Annotated in this window: 20 protein-coding genes; 6 read left to right on the plus strand and 14 right to left on the minus strand. The window is 71.7% G+C overall.

Annotated elements, in window-relative coordinates:
* Positions 1 to 286: 286 nt before the first annotated feature.
* Entirely contained in the window at positions 287 to 982 is a 696-nt protein-coding gene (locus tag IO40_RS0114660) for a DNA-3-methyladenine glycosylase (RefSeq protein ID WP_030408706.1), read from the minus strand.
* 78 nt (positions 983 to 1,060) lie between these two features.
* Here IO40_RS0114660 and IO40_RS0114665 point away from each other — a divergent pair, with 78 nt between their 5' ends.
* Positions 1,061 to 1,843 (plus strand): sporulation protein, encoded by a 783-nt coding sequence (locus tag IO40_RS0114665; RefSeq protein WP_016468088.1) that lies wholly within the window; start codon positions 1,061 to 1,063, stop codon positions 1,841 to 1,843.
* A 38-nt stretch (positions 1,844 to 1,881) separates the two neighbouring features.
* Here the strand turns inward: IO40_RS0114665 and IO40_RS0114670 are convergent, their stop codons facing one another.
* Positions 1,882 to 2,352: a barstar family protein gene (locus tag IO40_RS0114670; RefSeq protein ID WP_225843312.1), complete on the minus strand. Its 471-nt coding sequence runs from the start codon at positions 2,350 to 2,352 to the stop codon at positions 1,882 to 1,884.
* 138 nt (positions 2,353 to 2,490) lie between these two features.
* On the opposite strand from IO40_RS0114670, the gene IO40_RS0114675 reads away from it, so the two are divergent.
* Together IO40_RS0114675 and IO40_RS0114680 are read left to right on the plus strand one after the other, a co-directional pair.
* Positions 2,491 to 3,030, plus strand: a complete 540-nt coding sequence (locus IO40_RS0114675) for a YbhB/YbcL family Raf kinase inhibitor-like protein (RefSeq protein ID WP_016468090.1) — start codon at positions 2,491 to 2,493, stop codon at positions 3,028 to 3,030.
* Between the two features lie 558 nt (positions 3,031 to 3,588).
* Positions 3,589 to 4,098 (plus strand): HNH endonuclease, encoded by a 510-nt coding sequence (locus tag IO40_RS0114680; protein ID WP_016468091.1) that lies wholly within the window; start codon positions 3,589 to 3,591, stop codon positions 4,096 to 4,098.
* Between the two features lie 21 nt (positions 4,099 to 4,119).
* Here IO40_RS0114680 and IO40_RS0114685 read toward each other — a convergent pair whose 3' ends face one another.
* From IO40_RS0114685 to IO40_RS0114700, 4 genes are all read right to left on the minus strand, one after another.
* Complete coding sequence (locus tag IO40_RS0114685) at positions 4,120 to 4,887, minus strand: sulfite exporter TauE/SafE family protein (protein WP_016468092.1); 768 nt, start codon at positions 4,885 to 4,887, stop codon at positions 4,120 to 4,122.
* A 114-nt stretch (positions 4,888 to 5,001) separates the two neighbouring features.
* Positions 5,002 to 5,970 (minus strand): SPFH domain-containing protein, encoded by a 969-nt coding sequence (locus tag IO40_RS0114690; RefSeq protein WP_016468093.1) that lies wholly within the window; start codon positions 5,968 to 5,970, stop codon positions 5,002 to 5,004.
* Positions 5,971 to 6,027: 57 nt separating this feature from the next.
* Positions 6,028 to 6,450, minus strand: a complete 423-nt coding sequence (locus tag IO40_RS0114695; protein WP_016468094.1) for an NfeD family protein — start codon at positions 6,448 to 6,450, stop codon at positions 6,028 to 6,030.
* Between the two features lie 44 nt (positions 6,451 to 6,494).
* Positions 6,495 to 7,286 (minus strand): ABC transporter ATP-binding protein, encoded by a 792-nt coding sequence (locus IO40_RS0114700; protein WP_016468095.1) that lies wholly within the window; start codon positions 7,284 to 7,286, stop codon positions 6,495 to 6,497.
* 105 nt (positions 7,287 to 7,391) lie between these two features.
* Here IO40_RS0114700 and IO40_RS0114705 point away from each other — a divergent pair, with 105 nt between their 5' ends.
* Positions 7,392 to 8,222: a hypothetical protein gene (locus IO40_RS0114705; protein ID WP_016468096.1), complete on the plus strand. Its 831-nt coding sequence runs from the start codon at positions 7,392 to 7,394 to the stop codon at positions 8,220 to 8,222.
* A 77-nt stretch (positions 8,223 to 8,299) separates the two neighbouring features.
* Here the strand turns inward: IO40_RS0114705 and IO40_RS0114710 are convergent, their stop codons facing one another.
* The 4 genes from IO40_RS0114710 to IO40_RS0114725 form a co-directional block, all read right to left on the minus strand.
* Positions 8,300 to 8,548, minus strand: coding sequence for a chaplin (locus IO40_RS0114710; protein ID WP_016468097.1), 249 nt, complete (start codon positions 8,546 to 8,548; stop codon positions 8,300 to 8,302).
* 202 nt (positions 8,549 to 8,750) lie between these two features.
* A complete protein-coding gene (locus IO40_RS0114715) occupies positions 8,751 to 9,386 on the minus strand; it encodes a response regulator (protein ID WP_016468098.1) in 636 nt (211 codons plus the stop codon).
* Positions 9,379 to 10,545, minus strand: coding sequence for a GAF domain-containing sensor histidine kinase (locus tag IO40_RS0114720; RefSeq protein WP_016468099.1), 1,167 nt, complete (start codon positions 10,543 to 10,545; stop codon positions 9,379 to 9,381). Before IO40_RS0114720 ends, IO40_RS0114715 begins: the two co-directional genes overlap by 8 nt.
* A 184-nt stretch (positions 10,546 to 10,729) precedes the next feature.
* Positions 10,730 to 13,441 carry an FHA domain-containing protein gene (locus IO40_RS0114725; RefSeq protein ID WP_031175533.1) on the minus strand — a complete coding sequence of 904 codons (2,712 nt, stop codon included), beginning with the start codon at positions 13,439 to 13,441 and terminating at the stop codon, positions 10,730 to 10,732.
* A 419-nt stretch (positions 13,442 to 13,860) separates the two neighbouring features.
* Here IO40_RS0114725 and serB point away from each other — a divergent pair, with 419 nt between their 5' ends.
* Positions 13,861 to 15,093, plus strand: a complete 1,233-nt coding sequence (serB, locus tag IO40_RS0114730) for a phosphoserine phosphatase SerB (RefSeq protein WP_016468101.1) — start codon at positions 13,861 to 13,863, stop codon at positions 15,091 to 15,093.
* Positions 15,094 to 15,218: 125 nt separating this feature from the next.
* Here the strand turns inward: serB and IO40_RS0114735 are convergent, their stop codons facing one another.
* From IO40_RS0114735 to IO40_RS0114750, 4 genes are all read right to left on the minus strand, one after another.
* Entirely contained in the window at positions 15,219 to 15,734 is a 516-nt protein-coding gene (locus tag IO40_RS0114735) for a SixA phosphatase family protein (protein WP_031175534.1), read from the minus strand.
* Between the two features lie 60 nt (positions 15,735 to 15,794).
* Complete coding sequence (locus IO40_RS0114740) at positions 15,795 to 16,025, minus strand: hypothetical protein (protein ID WP_016468103.1); 231 nt, start codon at positions 16,023 to 16,025, stop codon at positions 15,795 to 15,797.
* A 181-nt stretch (positions 16,026 to 16,206) separates the two neighbouring features.
* Positions 16,207 to 16,323: an SGM_5486 family transporter-associated protein gene (locus IO40_RS39425; protein ID WP_016468104.1), complete on the minus strand. Its 117-nt coding sequence runs from the start codon at positions 16,321 to 16,323 to the stop codon at positions 16,207 to 16,209.
* A gap of 17 nt (positions 16,324 to 16,340) precedes the next feature.
* Positions 16,341 to 17,744 (minus strand): CynX/NimT family MFS transporter, encoded by a 1,404-nt coding sequence (locus IO40_RS0114750; RefSeq protein ID WP_016468105.1) that lies wholly within the window; start codon positions 17,742 to 17,744, stop codon positions 16,341 to 16,343.
* Positions 17,745 to 17,767: 23 nt separating this feature from the next.
* On the opposite strand from IO40_RS0114750, the gene IO40_RS0114755 reads away from it, so the two are divergent.
* Entirely contained in the window at positions 17,768 to 18,508 is a 741-nt protein-coding gene (locus tag IO40_RS0114755; RefSeq protein ID WP_016468106.1) for a FadR/GntR family transcriptional regulator, read from the plus strand.
* Positions 18,509 to 18,515: the final 7 nt, after the last annotated feature.

Consider the following 18,515-nt stretch of genomic DNA (forward strand, 5'->3'; position numbering starts at 1 on the left):
CTGGCGTTGACTTTTGGCACGCTGTTGAGTTCTCAAGGAACGGACGCTTCCTTCGAAACCGTTTCACCGGTCTCTCCGGACGTTTGCCCTTTCGGTGTCCACTACGTTAGCGCGTTTTCCCCGGAACTCCTAATCGAGTGTTTCGGGATCGTTTTTCGGCGTGCCGAAAGCGACCCCGATCTGGGGGTACGTCGTAGGTAGTGAATCGCCGCCGAAGGTTTTGCGGGTGACGCTCCGGGCTGGACGCCCATGACAAGCTGTCCCGCGTTCAGCGGCTCGGTCCACATTAGGGGGTCGTACGGCCTGCGTCAAGCGCCGGGCGGCGGTTCCTCGGTTTGTGCGGCCGGTAGGGGCTGACCGTCGGATCGTCGGCGAGCCAGAAGCGCCACGGGTGGTGGGCGCCCTCGCCTCCGACGCCGGTGCGGGGGCCGCTCCGTATGGCGTCGTGCTTCTGCGGCCGACCCTCGAGGACGCCCAGGGGCGCGGTGTCGTCGTGGGAGCAGACGTCGGCGCCGTTCAGTTCGCGGTCCACGGCGAGCGCCGTCGCGAGGCGGGCCGGGCCCTTGGCGAGCTCGGCGTCCTTGCGGGCCTTGGGGCGGCGGCGCCTGGCCTGCTCCACGCCCTCCAGGACCTCGCCGGCCCGGATCAGTACACCGCTGGCCTGGCCCTCGGGGCCGCAGACCAGGTTGAGGCTGTACCACATTCCATAGATGAAGTAGACGTACGCGTGACCTGGCGGGCCGAACATCGAGGCGTTGCGTTCGGTCCTGCCCCGGTAGGCGTGGGAGCCGGGGTCCGCCTCGCCCGCGTAGGCCTCGACCTCGGTGATCCGCAACCGCATCCGGCCTTCCGGCGTCGTGCGTACCAGTACGCGTCCGAGAAGGTCCGGTGCGACATCCAGGACGGGACGGTCGAAGAAGGAACGGGGGAGGTAGGAGTGGCCGCTGCTCGTGCTGGGCTTGCGGTCTCGGCCTGCGATCATGCCCTCCGAGCGTACAAGAACCGCGTATGAGAAACGGCCGCTCCCGTGTCGCGGGGGCTGCGAAGGGGAGGACGAAGGATGGGTTTCAAGAAGCTGTTCGCGAGCCTGGGGATGGGCAGCGCCTCGGTCGACACCGTGCTGAACGAGCCGCACGCCGTGCCCGGCGGTGTGGTGCAGGGCGAGGTGCGGATCGAGGGCGGCTCGGTGCAGCAGGAGATCCAGTCGCTGTCGGTCGGGCTCCAGGCCCTGGTCGAGGTCGAGACGAGCGACGGTGAGACCCGTCAGAACATCGTCTTCGGGACTCAGCAGCTCGGCGGGGCGGTGACCCTGTACGAGGGCGCCTCCCACGTGGTGCCGTTCGGTCTGGAGGTGCCCTGGGAGACGCCGGTGACGATGTTCCTGGGGCAGAAGCTGCGCGGTATGCAGATCGGGGTGTGCACGGAGCTGGCCATCGCCCGTGCGGTGGACTCGACCGATCTCGACCCGGTGGACATCCACCCGCTGCCGGCGCAGCAGGCGATTCTGGACGCGTTCGGGCAGCTGGGCTTCCGCTTCAAGTCGGCGGACATGGAGAAGGGGCACATTCGCGGTACGCGGCAGAAGCTGCCCTTCTACCAGGAGATCGAGTTCCACGCGCCCGAGCAGTACCGGGGGCTCAACCAGGTGGAGCTGTCGTTCGTCGCCGACGCGCAGGGGATGGACGTGGTGCTGGAGATGGACAAGAAGGGTGGGCTCTTCTCGGAGGGCAGCGACACCTACCGGGCTTTCCCGGTCGATTTCGGTACGTACCAGCAGACGGACTGGGCGGCGTACCTCCACCAGTGGCTGGCCGAGGTGGGCGGCAAGCGCAACTGGTTCTGAGCCGACGCCGGCCGGCGGCCGGACGCGTGGGGCCCCGCTCAGCCCAGCAGGATGCTGAGCGGGGTCTCGCGTACCGACCAGAAGCCGACCGCGGCGGAGAAGACGTTCGCGGCCTCGGCCGCGTCCTGGGGGTCGGCCTGCTCGAACTCGGTCCAGCCGGTGGCGAGCACCAGGTAGCCGCGGCTCTTCCCCCACCAGGACAGGTCGGTCAGGAGGTCGGCGAGGGCGTCCCAGTTGCGGCCGAAGTAGTCGGGGAGTTCCAGCCCGGTGGCGCAACGTTCCATGAAGTCGGCCTTGTTGGTGACGCCGGTCAGGTCCACGACCGCGTCGAACCAGCCTGCCGCGTCCGCCTGCATGAGGGCGTCGGGTCCCACCGAGGGGAACCGGTAGACGCCGGGGGGCACCGAGGCGTCGAAGAGGCCGGGGAGGTCGGCCGGGGGGAGCTCGGGCAGTTCCACGGGGCTGGTCATGTCGCACCACCGCTTCGGGTTCTCGTCGTGGTCACTCACCTGACGGCGTTGACGGCTGCGGGCATGGGGCGGGGATGTACGGGGCGTGCTGTCGCACCCCGCCATGGTGGCAAAGAGTGGCTGTCGCGATCGTTAGGCTGGCCGGAACAGCGATTCGCGTGACGAGGAGGTTCCGACGTGACCGACCAGCAACGGCGCCCGCTCCCCCATGACTTCCACCCTCCGGTGCCGTCGATTCGGGTGATGAGCGACGATCTGGCGGACGGCGGCCATCTGGGTTCCGCACAGGTGTACGCGGAGGGGAACACCTCGCCGCATCTGCGCTGGGAGGGGTTCCCGGAGGGGACGAAGAGTTTCGCGGTGACGTGCTTCGACCCGGACGCGCCGACCGGCAGCGGGTTCTGGCACTGGTCCGTCTTCGACATCCCCGCCTCCGTGACCGAGTTGCCGACGGGCGCCGGTACTGGCGGGATGGAGGGGCTGCCCGAGGGCGCCGTCCACGTGCGCAACGACTTCGGGACCCGTGACTTCGGCGGGGCCGCGCCGCCGCCCGGGGACGGCCCGCACCGGTATGTGTTCACCGTCTACGCGGTGGACACCGAGAAGCTCGGTCCGGACGCCGACGCTTCGCCCGCGGTCGTGGGGTTCAACCTGCGCTTCCACACGCTGGGGCGGGGTCAGCTGATCGCCGAGTACGAGGTGCCCGCGGAAGGCTGACCGTCAGGTTGTCCGAAAAGCTGCCTTCGTCGTTCGTCTGAGGAAAACTCCGTTGCGCCGCGCTCCGTGCGCGGCGCAACGTATGGAGGGGCAGTCGGCACCGTGCCGCGGTCGAGCACCGCGAGCGGGGGCGGCAGGCGCACATCGGCGCCGCCGTCTGCCGGAGTCCGGCCGGGGGCCGGACGACCGCGCCGGCTGCCTTCGACTCTTCCCGCGCGCCTTCCGGTCCCGGTTCCGGTGTCGCCTTCGGGCCCGGCCGCCTGCAGAGCCTCCGTCTCCCGCTCGTCTCCGGACCGGCCCGTCTCCGGCTCCTGAGGTCTTCCCTCCCGGGCGCTTCCCTTCCTTGGGGCCGCCTCTCCCCGACCGCTTTGCCTTCTCCTTCCTTTTCCCTGACGCGTTCCGTGGTGTTCGCGGGCGTTTCATCTCCCGGTGGGGGTAGGGAAATTGCGTTGTCGGCCCGCAGGGGCAGCGGCACAGTGGAGCCACCCCGGCGCGGGGCGTACGGGGAGCAACGGGAGGAATTCCGGGGAAACCCGGAAGAAGGGGAGGCGGTCCGGGATGCGGGAGACGCTGGTACTCAACGCGAGTTTCGAGCCGTTGTCGACGGTCTCGCTGCGGCGCGCGGTGGTGCTCGTGATGCGGGAGAAGGCCGTCGTCGAGCAGTCGCACCCCGGGCTGAAGGTCCGCGCGGCGCAGCTGGAGATACCGGTCCCGCAGGTGATCAGGCTGTGCCGGTACGTGAGAGTGCCCTTCCGACAACGGGCGCCGTGGTCGCGGCGGGGCGTCCTGGTGCGGGACCGGCACCGGTGCGCGTACTGCGGACGCCGGGCGACCACGGTCGACCACATCGTGCCGCGCTCGCACGGGGGCGGTGACACCTGGCTGAACACGGTCGCGGCCTGCGCGGCGGACAATCACCGCAAGGCGGACCGGACGCCGGCCCAGGCGGGGATGACGCTGCTGGTCAAACCGTTCGAGCCGACCCCGGCCGATGCGCTGCTGCTGGCGCTCGGGCTCAAGGAGGGCGACACCCTTCCGGAGTGGCTGTCGCTGCCGGCGACGGCGTGACCGTACCGGCCCGCGGGGCGCCTAGCGCAGCAGGAGTTGTGCGATGGCGGCGAGGCCGACGGCCACGATGACGCCGCGGAGTACGGAGGGGGACAGTCTGCGTCCGATGCGGGCGCCGATCTGTCCCCCTGCCGCCGATCCGCAGGCGATCAGGAGGACGGCGGTCCAGTCGAAGTCGGCGACGAAGAGGAAGAAGACGGCGGCGGTGCCGTTGACGACGGCACCGAGCACGTTCTTGACGGCGTTGATGCGTTGCAGGTCGTCGTGGATCAGCAGGCCCATGAGGGCGAGGTAGACGACGCCCTGGGCGGCGCCGAAGTAGCCGCCGTACGCGCCGGCGAGCGCGATGCCGCCCTGGAGGGGCGCTCCGCCGTGCGGATGGCCGGACCGCTCGTCGCGCTCGCGGCGGCGCCGGACGGCGGCGGCCAGCCTGGGCTGGAGGACGACGAGCACGAGGGCGAGCGCGATCAGCACCGGGACGATCATGTCGAAGGCGCTGCTGGGGAGGGTGAGCAGCAGTACGGCCCCCGTCAGGCCGCCGACGAGGGCCGCGGCGCCGAGGCGCAGGACGCGGTCGCGCTGGCCGCGCAGCTCGCGGCGGTAGCCGATGGCGCCGCTGACCGAGCCGGGGACGAGGCCGAGGGAGTTGGAGACGTTCGCGGTCACGGGCGGCAGCCCGACGGCGAGCAGTACGGGGAAGGTGATGAGGGTGCCGGAGCCGACGATGGTGTTGATGCCGCCGGCCGCGATTCCGGCGGCGCAGACGGCCATTGCCTCCCATACGGTCACGCGTCAGCCCCTCCGGTGATCGGTGTCGGTGCCACTGATCATGCCCGAAGGGGCTGTCGTCGTGCGCGGGGTTCCGGCTGCCGGGACGGTTCCGGTCCGGTGGCCGGGGGTCTGTCAGGAGTCGAGCGGGGGCTGCTCGCGCGGGGGCTTGGGGACGCTGGGCGGGGTGGGGGTGCCGCCGCCGTTGCCGCGGCTGCTGTTGCCGTTGTCGGGGCGGAAGTTGTCGAGTGCGCCACCGAGGCCCTTGAGGGCGTCGCCGATCTCGCTGGGGACGATCCAGAGCTTGTTGGCGTCGCCCTCGGCGATCTTCGGGAGCATCTGGAGGTACTGGTAGGAGAGCAGCTTCTGGTCCGGGTCGCCGGCGTGGATGGACTCGAAGACGGTGCGGATGGCCTGGGCCTCACCTTCGGCGCGCAGCGCGGCGGAGCGGGACTCACCTTCGGCGCGGAGGATCGCCGACTGCTTCTCGCCCTCGGCGGTGAGGATCGCGGACTGGCGGACACCTTCGGCCTGGAGGATGGCGGCACGCTTGTCGCGGTCGGCGCGCATCTGCTTCTCCATCGAGTCCTGGATGGAGGTCGGCGGTTCGATGGCCTTCAGTTCGACGCGGTTGACGCGGATGCCCCACTTGCCGGTGGCCTCGTCGAGGACGCCGCGCAGGGCCGCGTTGATCTCCTCGCGGGAGGTGAGGGTCCGCTCCAGGTCCATGCCACCGATGATGTTGCGCAGTGTCGTGACGGTGAGCTGCTCGATCGCCTGGATGTAGCTGGCGACCTCGTAGGTGGCGGCCCGGGCGTCGGTCACCTGGTAGTAGATGACCGTGTCGATGTTCACGACCAGGTTGTCCTGGGTGATCACCGGCTGCGGGGGGAAGGGAACGACCTGTTCGCGCAGGTCCACGCGGTTGCGGATGGTGTCGATGAACGGTACGACGATGTTGAGGCCCGCGTTGAGGGTGCGGGTGTACCGTCCGAAGCGCTCTACGATCGCCGCACTGGCCTGTGGGATGACCTGGATCGTCTTGATGAGCGCGATGAAGACAAGCACCACCAGGATGATCAGGACGATGATGATGGCGTCCACGGCCTTGCCCCCTGCTGATGTCGAAGAATTGCCGATCGTGTGCGGTTGCTCACGCCATCACATCACGACAGCGGTTGCCCCGTCGATCTCGACCACGTCCACCTGCCTTCCCGGCTCATAGCTTTCGGACGAGTCGAGGGCGCGGGCCGACCAGATCTCACCGGCGAGCTTGATGCGTCCGCCCTGTCCGTCGACCCTCTCCAGCACCACGGCCTGCCGGCCCTTGAGGGCTTCGACGCCGCTCGCCAGGGCGGGGCGCTGGGTGCGGGTGCGGCGTGCCAGGGGCCGGACGACCAGGATCAGTGCGACGGAGACGAGTGCGAAGACGACGACCTGGGCGACAGGTCCCCCGCCGATCCCGGCCGTACCGGCAGCCGCGACCGCGCCCACCCCCAGCATGCCGAATTCGGGCATGGCCGTGATGATGAGCGGGATTCCCAGCGCTGCGGCGGCTACGAGCCACCAGACCCATGCGTCCACACGGCCATGGTAGGCGCGTAGGTGATGCCGCGGTAGGCGCCGGATCAGCGCAGGGGCAGCCCCTGGGCGGTCCAGCGGCCGTTCTGCGTCTCGACGACGAGCGGGAGCCCGAAGCACAACGACAGGTTGCGGGAGGTCAGTTCGGTCTCCAGCGGGCCGGCGGCCAGTACGCGTCCCTGGCGGAGCATCAGGACGTGGGTGAAGCCGGGCGGGATCTCCTCGACGTGGTGGGTGACCATCAGCATGGAGGGGGCGTAGGAGTCCCGTGCGAGCCGGCCGAGGCGGCGCACCAGGTCCTCACGGCCGCCCAGGTCGAGGCCGGCGGCGGGCTCGTCGAGGAGCAGCAGTTCGGGGTCGGTCATCATGGCGCGGGCGATCATGGTGCGCTTGCGCTCGCCCTCGGAGAGGGTGCCGAACTTGCGGTCGAGGTACTCGGACATGCCCAGCCGGTCGAGGAAGGCCAGGGCGCGGTCCTCGTCGACCTTCTCGTAGCTCTCCTGCCAGTGTGCCGTCATGCCCCAGGCGGCGGTCAGCACGGTCTCCAGCACGGTCTGACGGCGGGGCAGCTTCTCGGCCATGGCGATGCTTGCCATGCCCACGCGGGGACGCAGTTCGAACACGTCGACGCTGCCGAGGCGTTCGCCGAGGATGCTGGCCTTGCCGGAGGTCGGGAACAGGTAGCTGGAGGCGATGTTGAGGAGTGTGGTCTTGCCGGCGCCGTTGGGGCCGAGGATCACCCAGCGTTCGCCTTCCTTGACCGACCAGGAGACATCTTCCACCAGAGCACGCCCGTCGCGGACCACGGATACGTCCACCAGCTCCAGAACTTCGCTCATGAGCGCGTTGTCTCCTATTGCAGTCGCGTTTGAGTGCCTGTGGGCACATTCCCCAGGGGAAAACCTACGCCACCGTGTGCGAAAGCCGTTCCTTAGGCTGGGTTCATGCTCACAGAACCTCGCTCGGGGCGGCTGGCCGCCTGGGGAAACGCGCTGCTGGCCGGTCTCGTCTCGCCCGACGAGGCGGCCGAGCGCATCGCCGACGACGACGGGCGGCACCGCGTCGCGCTGTCCGGGGAGCCGGGCGGACCGGTGGGGCTCACCCTGGCGCTGGGGCGGCTGCGGGCGCTGGGCGCGGTGGGGCTGCGGGTCGCGCTGCCGGTGCCCGGCCATCCGCTGGGGCTGAGCGGGCCGCCCGAGTTCAACGCGCGGGCCCTGGAGGCCGAGGAGGCGGTGCTGGTGCACGGCACCGCGCTGGGCCTGGTCCCGGTGGTGCACGAGGCGGGGCCCGAGGGTGCGGGGCCGGAGGACGTGCACACCGAGGTGCTGTGGGAGTGCCTGCCGGTGCGGGAGGCGCCGCCGGCGGACGTGCCGTCGCTGGCGGAGGCCGAGCGGGAGCTGGCCGAGGCGCTGCGGGAGGCGACGGAGGTGCTGACACGGCTGGATGTGGCCGGTTCCGGTCCGGTGGCCGACGCCGCGCTGGAGGCGTACCGGGCCCGGATGGAGGCGGGCAGGCAGCTGCTGGCGCCCGGTTATCCGCCGCGGGCCGTGCGGGTGCTGGAGCTGGCCCAGCGGGTGGGGGCGCTGGTGTCGATCGCGTACGGCGGCGGTGCCGGTGACGGGAGGGAGCACGGGGGTGCGGTGAGCGCTTCGGAGATCGCGGCGCGGGCCGCGGCGCTGCGTCCGGTGGAGCGGACGGCGCGGCGGGCGCAGGTCGCGGCGTACAACGCGTACGCGGAGGAGCTGGAGCGGCGGCGGGAGGGCGGGCGCCCCTGACGCCGGGGCGCCCGGTGCGGGACGGTCCGCCGGGGGGTTGTGCGGGGACCGCCCGCGCCCTCCCGCCGCCGGGTGCGTCAGCGGTTGACGGCGAGGTTGCCGAAGGCGGGGTTGAGGACGCCCACGACGTTCACCGAGTTGCCGGAGACGTTCGCCGGGATGTGGATCGGGGCCTGCACGAGGTTGCCCGAGCCGACGCCCGGCGACTTGGTGGCCGAGCCCTGGGCACCGGCGCCGTGCCCGGTGGCGAACGCGGAGCCGGCGGTGGCACCGGCCGCGACACCGGCGGCGGCGAGGACGAGGGCGGCCTTCTTGGCGGTGTTCATGGGGTGTTCTCCCTGTCGAACCCTGTGGAATCAGCTGAGCGCCGCGCGGCCGGCCGCCGCGGGCACGTCATGGCAAACGGGTGACGGCCGGGGAGGATGCGGAGAAAAGATGACGACCACACGACGGTATGAATCACCGCCCTGATGCGAACAGCAGTGCCCTTTGCGGTGTCCCGGCCGGCGGTGCGGGCCGACGTCCGCCCTACCGTGTCAGGCCGTGCCGTACCGCCCACAGGGCCGCCTGGGTGCGGTCGGCCACGTCCAGCTTCATCAGGATGTTGGAGACGTGGGTCTTGACCGTCTTCTCCGACAGCACCAGCGCCCTGGCGATCTCGCGGTTGGAGCGTCCGTCCGCTATCAGCCCCAGCACCTCGCGCTCCCGTTCGGTCAGCGCGGGGCCGCGGCCGGCACCGCCCTGGTCGTCGCTGAGCAGCGCCCCGGCGACCTCGGGCTGGAGCAGCACGTGCCCGGCGTGCACGGAGCGGATGGCGCCGGCCAGCGCGTCGGGGTCCACGTCCTTGTAGACGTAGCCGGCCGCGCCGGCGCGCAGGGCGGGCACCACGGTGCGCTGCTCGGTGAAGCTGGTGACGATCAGGACCCGCGCCTGGTTGCCGCGCTCCCGCAGCAGCCGCAGGGACTCGACACCGTCGGTGCCGGGCATCTTGACGTCCATCAGGACGACGTCGGGCCGCAGCTCCTCGGCGCGGGCCACGCCCTCGTCGCCGTCGGCGGCCTCTCCGACCACCTCGATGTCGTCCTGCACCTCCAGGAAGGTGCGCAGGCCGCGCCGTACCACCTGGTGGTCGTCCACGAGCAGTACACGGATCCGGTCAGCCACCGGGCACCTCCATTGCGACGACGGTGCCCTTGCCGGGCTCCGAGTGGACGGTCAGGCTGCCGCCGACCCCGGCGGCCCGGTCCCGCATGGAGACCAGGCCCAGGTGGCGGCCGGCGGAGCGGACCGCGCCCGGGTCGAAGCCGGTGCCGTCGTCGGTGACGGTCAGCACGACGGACGGGCCGCGGCGGGCGAGGGTGACGCGGACGTGCTCGGCGCCGGCGTGGCGCAGGGCGTTGTGCAGGGCTTCCTGGGCGACCCGCAGCAGGGCCTCCTCCTGCGCGGACGGCAGCGCCCGCACCCCCTCGCAGACGAAGTCGACATGCGCGCTGTGGGCACGGTCGAGGACCTGCGCCTGGGTGCGGAGGGTGGCCACCAGGCCGTCCTCGTCCAGCGCGGCCGGGCGCAGCTCGACGACGGCGGCCCGCAGTTCGTCGGCCGCCTCCGCGGAGAGCCGGGCCACCTCGGCCAGCTCCGCCTTGGCGCGGGCGGGGTCCCGGTCGATCAGGGCGGTGGCCGCCTGGGCGGTCAGCCGCAGGGAGAAGAGTTTCTGCGCCACCGCGTCGTGCAGCTCGTGGCCGATGCGGGTGCGCTCCTCGGCGATGGTCAGCTCGCGGCTGCGCTCGTAGAGGCGGGCGTTGGTGAGCGCGATGGCGGCGTGCTGGGCGAGCAGCCGCAGCAGGTCCTCGTCGTCCTCGGTGAAGGCGCAGGGCCGCTCCTGCCAGGCGCGCCGGCCGGTACGCGCCTCGGGGCCGCAGGGTTTGTTGGCGAGGAAGAGCGCCCCGAGGACCTGCTCGCCGTCGGCGATGGGCATGCCGAGGAAGTCGGCCAGTACGGGGTGTGCCGCGGGCCAGCCGCCGAAGCGGGGGTCCTTGCGGACGTCGGCGAGGCGCTGCGGGGTGGCCTCGTGCAGCATCGCGGCGAGGATGCCGTGCTGGCGCGGCAGCGGGCCGATCTCCTCCCATTTGTCCTCGTCGACTCCGGCGACGACGAACTGGGCGAAGCCGCCCTGGTCGTCGGGGACCCCGAGGGCGGCGTACTCGGCGCCGAGCAGGTCGCGGGCGGAGGCGACGATGGTCTGGAGGACGTCGCGCACCTCCAGCTGTCTGTTCATGGCGAGCAGCGCCGCGCTGATGGCGGCGAGCCCTGAGCGGGGGACCATGCCGCTCACGGTACTCGCGGCCCCGGGGCGGCCGGGACCGGCCGGCGGCAGGTACGCACCCGGCCGGTGGTCCTAGGACCCGGGTCCCGGCCGGGACGGGGCGGCGCGCCCCGGGCGGGGAGGGGCCCGGACGCGAAGGGGCCCCCTCGGCGAGGGGGCCCCTGGGGCGGGTGTCAGCCGGCGCTCACTCGCGCATGATCTCCGGCTCGTGGCGGCGCAGCAGCCGGATCACGACGAAGTAGCACAGGACGCCCATCAGGAGCAGGATGCCGACGTCCATCGCCCACTGGTCGAGGGAGTGGTCCCACAGCGGGTCGGTGTTGGTCGGGTCCTTCTTGTCCTGCGGCATCAGCCGGCCCAGCTCGACGGTGGTGCCCAGCCCGGCGATGGCCCAGCGGGACGGCATCAGCCAGGCGAACTGCTCGACGCCCGGGCTGTCGTACAGCTTGAAGAGGATGCCGGTGAAGACGACCTGCACCACGGCGAAGAGCACCAGCAGGATCATCGTCTTCTCGGAGGTCTTCACCAGCGAGGAGATGATCAGGCCGAACATCATCGACGTGCCGCCCAGCGCGATCATCACGAGCGCCATCTCGATGGCCGGGTTGTTCATCAGCAGGCCCTCTTCGGGCAGGTCACGCGGGATGAAGCCGACGACGCACATCAGCACGCCCTGGATGGCGGCGACCACGGCCAGGACGATGACCTTGGACATCAGGTACGCCGACCGGGACAGGCCCGTGGCCCGTTCCCGTTCGTAGATGACGCGTTCCTTGATCAGCTCGCGTACCGAGTTGGCCGCGCCGGAGAAGCAGGCGCCGATGGCGAGGATCAGCAGGATGGGGCCCGCGTCGCCGTTGGTCTTCATCGGCGGTGCGGTCAGCCCGTAGTCGGAGGGCATCAGGGTGCTGACGAAGCCGAGGATCAGCGGGGTGACGAAGGACAGCACCAGGAAGGAGCGGTCCGAGGCGATCACCGAGATGTAGCGTCTCATCAGGGTCCACAGCTGGCTGCCCCAGCTCTGCGGCTTCTGGAGCTTCGTCGGCTGCATCGCCTGGTGCTGCGCCGCGTAGGGGTCCTGCTGCGGCAGCTGCGCGTCGATGTCGGCCGCGTACATCTGGTAGTGCTGGGAGCCCTGCCAGCGGCCCATCCAGTCGTAGTCGCGGTAGTTCTCGAACGCGGAGAAGACGTCCGCCCACGAGTCGTAGCCGAAGAAGTTGAGCGCCTCCTCGGGCGGGCCGAAGTAGGCCACGCCGCCGCCGGGCGCCATCACCAGCAGCTTGTCGCACAGCTGGAGCTCGGCCACCGAGTGGGTGACGACGAGCACGGTGCGGCCGTCGTCGGCCAGTCCGCGCAGCAGCTGCATCACATCGCGGTCCATGCCCGGGTCGAGGCCGGAGGTGGGCTCGTCCAGGAAGATCAACGACGGCTTGGTGAGCAGCTCCAGGGCGACCGAGACGCGCTTGCGCTGGCCGCCGGACAGGGAGGTGACGCGCTTGTCGGCGTGGATGTCCAGCTTGAGCTCGGCCAGCACCTCCTCGACGCGCGCGTTGCGCTCGGCCTCGGCGACGTCGCCGGGGAAGCGGAGCTTGGCGGCGTAGCGCAGCGCGGTACGGACCTTCAGCTCCTTGTGGAGGATGTCGTCCTGCGGGACGAGGCCGATGCGCTGCCGCAGTTCGGCGAACTGCTTGTAGAGGTTCCGGTTGTCGTAGAGGACCTCGCCGGAGTCGGCCGGCCGGTAGCCGGTCAGCGCACGCAGCAGCGTGGACTTCCCGGAGCCGGAGGGGCCGATGACGCCTATGAGGGACTTCTCCGGGACACCGAAGGTGACGTTGTTGAGGATGACCTTGCCGCCGTCCACCTTCACCGTCAGATGGCGGGCCGAGAAGGACACCTCACCGGTGTCGACGAACTCCTCCAGCCGGTCCCCCACCAGCCGGAAGGTGGAGTGGCCGATACCGACGATGTCCTGCGGCCCGATGGAGACGGTGCCGGACTTGGGGATCGGCTGGCCGTTGACGTAGGTGCCGTTGTGGCTTCCCAGGTCGCGGATCTCGCAGCGGCCGTCGGGCGAGGCGTGGAACTCGGCGTGGTGCCGGGAGACCTGGAGGTCGGAGACGACCAGGTCGTTCTCCAGGGCACGGCCGATGCGCATCACCCGGCCGAGGGCCAGCTGGTGGAACGTCGTCGGGCTGCGGTCACCGCCGCCGGCCGGGCCGCCCGCGGGACCGCCGGTGCCCTGCGGACCGCGTCCGCCGTGCGCGGCCGGGGCACCGTGCGGGGTGGGGACGCCCTGCGGCGCCATCTGCTGCTGCATCTGCGGCTGTTGCGGCATCTGGTGCGGCGGCTGCTGGTGCTGCGGCTGCTGGGCGTACTGCTGCGGGGGCGCGTACGGCTGCTGCATCTGCGGCGCCGCCGCCTGCGGGGCCTGCTGCTGCCAGCCCGGGTGCGGCTGCTGCGGCTGCCCGCCCCAGTTCTGGCCGGCCGGACCGCCGACCTGCGGCTGCTGGGTGGGCGCGTCGTGCGCGGCCACGGCCTGCGCCGCCTGGGGCTGCCCCTGCTGCTGCGGCACGCCCTGGGCGTACCCCCCGGGGGCCGGTGTGCCACCGCCGGAGAAGGTGAGCTTCGGACCGTCGGTCGCGTTGCCCAGATGGACGCTCATGCCGGGCGCCAGCTCCAACTGCTGGAGCCGCCGCCCTTGCACGTACGTGCCGTTGGTGCTGCCGTGGTCCTCGATGACCCAGGCGCGCCCTCCCCAGCGCACCGTGGCGTGCCGCCAGGAAACCCTGGCGTCCTCGATCACCACGTCCCCCTGCGGATCGCGGCCGAGGGTGTACGCCCTGGACGGGTCGAGCGTCCAGGTCTGTCCGTTCAATTCCAGTACGAGTTCCGGCACTCCATGCCCCACAAAGTTGTCCCCCGAGGTACCCCCTGCAGAGAGGGAGTCTAGGGATGGCGAACATCGTGGGGAACTATTCCAGGCACGGCACCCCGACAGGAAGCCGGGCCAGCGCGTAGGGACCAGGCTGTGACCGTTCCGGCGCCGGAATGCCGCTCGCGGTACGCGCAGGTCACCGACGCAACCGGACCCGGGTGCGGATGCCCGTACCGATCACCACCCATCCGCCCCCGTCGGTACTGATCACGACTGATCCGGACAAGCCTCCGCCGGGTGGCGGGCGGGCCCGGTCCGGCCGCCCGGTGGACCTGCGGCGTCCCCCGGGTGGACCCGCCGCGAACATACGGTCACTCCCCGTCGGACGGCACCGGGCCGGGGCGGGGTGCCGGGACGGACGGCGGTACTGTGAGAGCACCATGAGCGCAGATGTGGCCCCGCCGTCCTACGCGGACACCCCGACTCTTCTCGTCAAGATCTTCGGCAAGGACCGGCCCGGTATCACGGCCGGTCTCTTCGACACCCTGGCGGCCTACGCCGTCGAGGTCGTCGACATCGAGCAGCTCGTCACCCGGGGCCGCATCACGCTGTGCGCCCTGGTGACCGCGCCCGGTACCGGAACCGGCACCGAAGGGGAGCTGCGCGCCACGGTGCACAGCTGGGCCGAGTCCGTGGGCATGCAGGCCGAGATCATCTCCGGTGTCGGCGACAACCGGCCGCGCGGCACCGGCCGTTCGCACGTCACCGTGCTGGGACATCCGCTGACCGCCGAGTCGACCGCCGCCATAGCGGCCAGCATCACCTCCACCGGCGGCAACATCGACCGGATCTTCCGGCTGGCCAAGTACCCGGTGCTGGCGGTCGAGTTCGACGTCTCCGGCGCCCAGACGGCGCTGCTGCGCACCTCGCTGGCGCTGGAGGCGAAGAAGTACGGGGTGGACGTGGCCGTCGTCGCCTCGGGGCTCCAGCGGCGGGCGCAGCGGCTGGTCGTCATGGATGTGGACTCCACCCTCATCCAGGACGAGGTGATCGAACTGTTCGCGGCCCACGCCGGCTGCGAGGCCGAGGTCGCCGAGGTGACGGCCCGGGCGATGCGCGGGGAGCTGGACTTCGAGCAGTCCCTGCACGAGCGGGTGGCGCTGCTGGCCGGGCTGGACGAGTCCGTGGTCGAGAAGGTGCGCGCCCAGGTACGGCTCACCCCCGGCGCCCGCACCCTGGTGCGCACGCTCAAACGGCTCGGCTACCAGGTGGGCGTCGTCTCGGGCGGCTTCACCCAGGTGACCGACGCCCTCCAGGAGGAGCTGGGCCTCGATTTCGCCTCGGCCAACACCCTGGAGATCGTCGACGGCAGGCTGACCGGCCGGGTCACCGGTGAGATCGTGGACCGCGCGGGCAAGGCCCGGCTGCTGCGGCGGTTCGCCGCCGAGGCGGGGGTGCCGCTGGCGCAGACCGTCGCCATCGGGGACGGCGCCAACGATCTCGACATGCTCAACACCGCCGGCCTCGGGGTGGCCTTCAACGCCAAGCCGCTGGTGCAGGAGAAGGTCCACACGGCGGTGAACGTGCCGTTCCTGGACACCGTGCTCTACCTGCTGGGCATCACCCGGGAAGAGGTCGAGGCCGCGGACGGGACGGCCGGCGCCGAGGACTGATCCCCGCACCGGCCCGCCCCTCCCCCGCGGCCCCGGTCCTCACTCGTACGGGCGTACGCCTGCGGGCACCCGGCGACGGCATGCGTCCCGTTGCCGCACCACCGCGGCCGGCAGGCGTACGGGTGTCACTCGTGCGGCGACCAGAAGTGCGTCAGATGGGCGCGGCCCGCCTCCAGGGCCTTCCAGGAGCCGGTGTGCCGCAGCACGGCGACGGAGCCGGTGGGGAAACCGCGTGCCAGCCGCTCCCGCGCATCACCGTCGGCCTCCCCCGCGAGCACGTCGGCGACCGACTGCATGCCCGGGTTGTGGCCGATCACCAGCAAGTCCCGCACCTCGTCCGCCACTTCGTTGACGATCTCGATGATCAGGCCGGGCGGTGCCTCGTAGAGCCGCTCCTCGTACACCGTCCTGGGCCGTCTCGGCAGGTGCGGGGCGGCCAGTTTCCAGGTCTCACGGGTGCGGGTCGCCGTGGAGCAGAGGGTCAGCTGCGGGGTGATGCCCTGCTTGGCGAGCCATTCGCCCGCCGCGGGGGCTTCCAGCCGGCCGCGCTCGGAGAGGGGCCGCTCGTGGTCCGCGACCTGGGGCCAGTCCGCCTTGGCGTGCCGGAGAAGGACGATATTGCGGGGCACATCGACGCTCATGTTTCCCAGCTTCGCACGAAACGCGGTGCCGGGCGCGGGGTGTTGGGCGGTCTGCTCCGGTCAGCCGCCGAAGATCTCCCACAGCCGCATGAGCAAGGACGTCAGCGGGCTGCCGGTGGTGTGCTGGGCGGCGTGCGCCGGGCCCCCGTCCAGCAGGAGGACGAGCAGCAGCACGAAGCCCACGGCCGGGAGCAGCACCCCCCACCAGGGCAGCCGTGTCTGTACGGCGGTGCCGCGTCCGGCGCCGCCGGCCGGGTCGTGCTCGGGCGTGGGGCGCACGGGGGCCGTCATCCTGCTCGCCTCCGGGTTCCGTGCTCGTCGTCGCTCGGGCTTCGACGGTACGGACCGGGCGGGCGGTGTCCCATCCGGTGAGCCACCCACTTACCCCTGACACTGGCCCCCTAGGGGACGGTGGGGCCGGCCCCACCACGGTGGGGCGGGCCCGCCCCACCGTGGGCGCGGGGGCGCCGGGTCAGGGGGCGGCGATGCTGGCGATCACCCCGATGACGAGGGTCACGGCCATCATCGCGCCGAAGATCATGAGCAGCTTCTTCTGCGGTTTGGGCGGGTTCGGTTCGAGGACTGGCATGTGTGCCAGTGTCGCACTCAGCGCCCGTCCTCGATGACCCGGTCCCGGCCCGCCAGCAGACCGGACGCCATCTGCGCGACCATCAGCCCCGCCATCAGCAGGATCGGCACGTGCCAGCCGCCGCTCGCATCGTGCAGGGCGCCGACCAGCAGCGGGCCGGGGATGGAGAGCAGATAGCCGGTGCTCTGGGCGAAGGCCGACAGCTTTACCACGCCGGCGCTGGACCGTGACCGCATGCCGATCATGGTGAGAGCCAGCGGGAACGCGCAGTTGGAGACACCCAGCACGACCGCCCACACCCAGGCGCCGGAGGCGGGCGCGAACCACAGTCCGGTGTAGGCGACCAGGCCGCAGACGCCGAGGGCGAGCACCAGCGGACCCTGGTGCCGCATCCGGGCGGCCACCTTCGGCAGGACGAAGGAGAGGGGGATGCCCATGCCCATCGTCACCGCGAGCATCACGCCGGCGGCCGAGGCGGAGACGCCGGCGTCCCGGAAGATCTGCGGCAGCCAGCCCATCGTGATGTAGGCGGCGGACGCCTGGAGACCGAAGAAGACCCCCAGCCACCAGGCGGTCGGCGACTTGACGATGCGCAGCGGGGCCGCACCCCGCGCCTGCCCGGCGCTCTTGTCGCGGGCCTCCGTACGGGCCTCGCCCTCGGCCGTCTCCTCCGGGACGGCCTCCTGCGCGGCCTCGGGCTCCGGGGCACGGGCGGAGCGGTCCCGGGAGATGACGGCCCACGGTATGACGGCCAGTACGCCGAGCACGGCCCAGGCGCCGAGGCCGAGGCGCCAGCTGCCGCCGAGTGCGCCGGTCAGCGGCACGGCGACGGCGGCGGCTGCCGAGGTGCCCATGGCCAGCGCCATCGAGTAGAGCCCGGTCATGGTGCCGACCCGGTCGGGGAACCAGTGCTTGACCACGACGGGCATCAGCACGTTGCTGACCGCGATACCGGCCAGGGCCAGCGCGGTGGCGGCGAGGAAGGTGGCGGTGCCGCCGGCGAAGGGCCGCAGCACCAGCCCGAGGGTGACGGCCACCATGCCGGCCAGCACCACGGTGGCCGGGCCGCGGCGACGGGCCAGCCGGGGGGCGAGTCCGCCGAAGAGCGCGAAGCACAGCGGCGGCACGGAGGTGAGCAGCCCGGCGACGGTGCCGTTCATGTGCAGTCCGTCGCGGACCTCCTCCAGGAGGGGCCCGAGCCCGGAGATGGCGGGGCGCAGGTTGAGCGCGGCGAGGACGAGCCCGACGGCGACCGTGCGGAGCACCCAGCGGCGGGCGACGGGAGCGGTACCGCCCGGTTCCGGGGGGACCGCGGGGGTGGTGTCGGGGCGCGCGGCTGCGGTGCGGGTGCCGGCACCCGGGTGGGTGGTCACATCTGTCGCCGGTGCGGAATTCCTGGGGTCGTCGTCTGCCATGGCCATGCGGCACATCATAGAATGATGGGATGAATCGCGGCCACTCGCTTCCCCCGCCACCGTCCGCGGCGACCGCACCGTCCCCGCCGGCTGTGCCCCCGCTGTGCGCCCCGCAGCGCGCCCGCCTCGTCGACCAGGTGATCGCCACACTCCGGCAGCAGATCACCTCCGGACTGTGGCCCGTGGGCTGCCGCATCCCCACCGAACCCGAGCTGGTCGAACAGCTGGGCGTGGCCCGCAACACGGTGCGGGAGGCCGTACGGGCACTCGCGCACAACGGGCTGCTCGACATCCGGCAGGGCTCGGGCACCTACGTGGTGGCCACCAGCGAGATGGCCGGGGTGATGCACCGCCGCTTCGAGGGAGCCGACCTGCGGCACGTCGCGGAACTGCGCTCCGCGCTGGAGACCGCCGGGGCACGGCTGGCCGCCCGGCGGCGTACGGAGGAGGACCTCGCACAGCTCGACAGGCTGCTGGAGCGCCGGGAGGCGGCGTGGGAGTCGGGCGACGTCGAACGGTTCATCGACGCGGACAGAGGGCTCCACATGGGCGTGGTCGCCGCGTCGCACAACGAGGTGCTGACCGCCGTCTACGCGGACCTCGGCGAGTTGCTGCGCGCCTTCCTGCGCAAGGACGTCGGCGACGAGCTGCGCCCGGAGGACTACATGGACCACTCACGGCTGCTGACGGCCGTCCGCGAGCAGAACGTGGAGGCCGCCTCCGAAGAGGCGGCCTCCCACACGGCGGAATGGGGCCACGGGGTGCAGTGAGCACCCC

The sequence above is a fragment of the Streptomyces albus subsp. albus genome (genome assembly GCF_000725885.1).
GTDB classification, from domain to species: Bacteria; Actinomycetota; Actinomycetes; order Streptomycetales; family Streptomycetaceae; genus Streptomyces; species Streptomyces albus.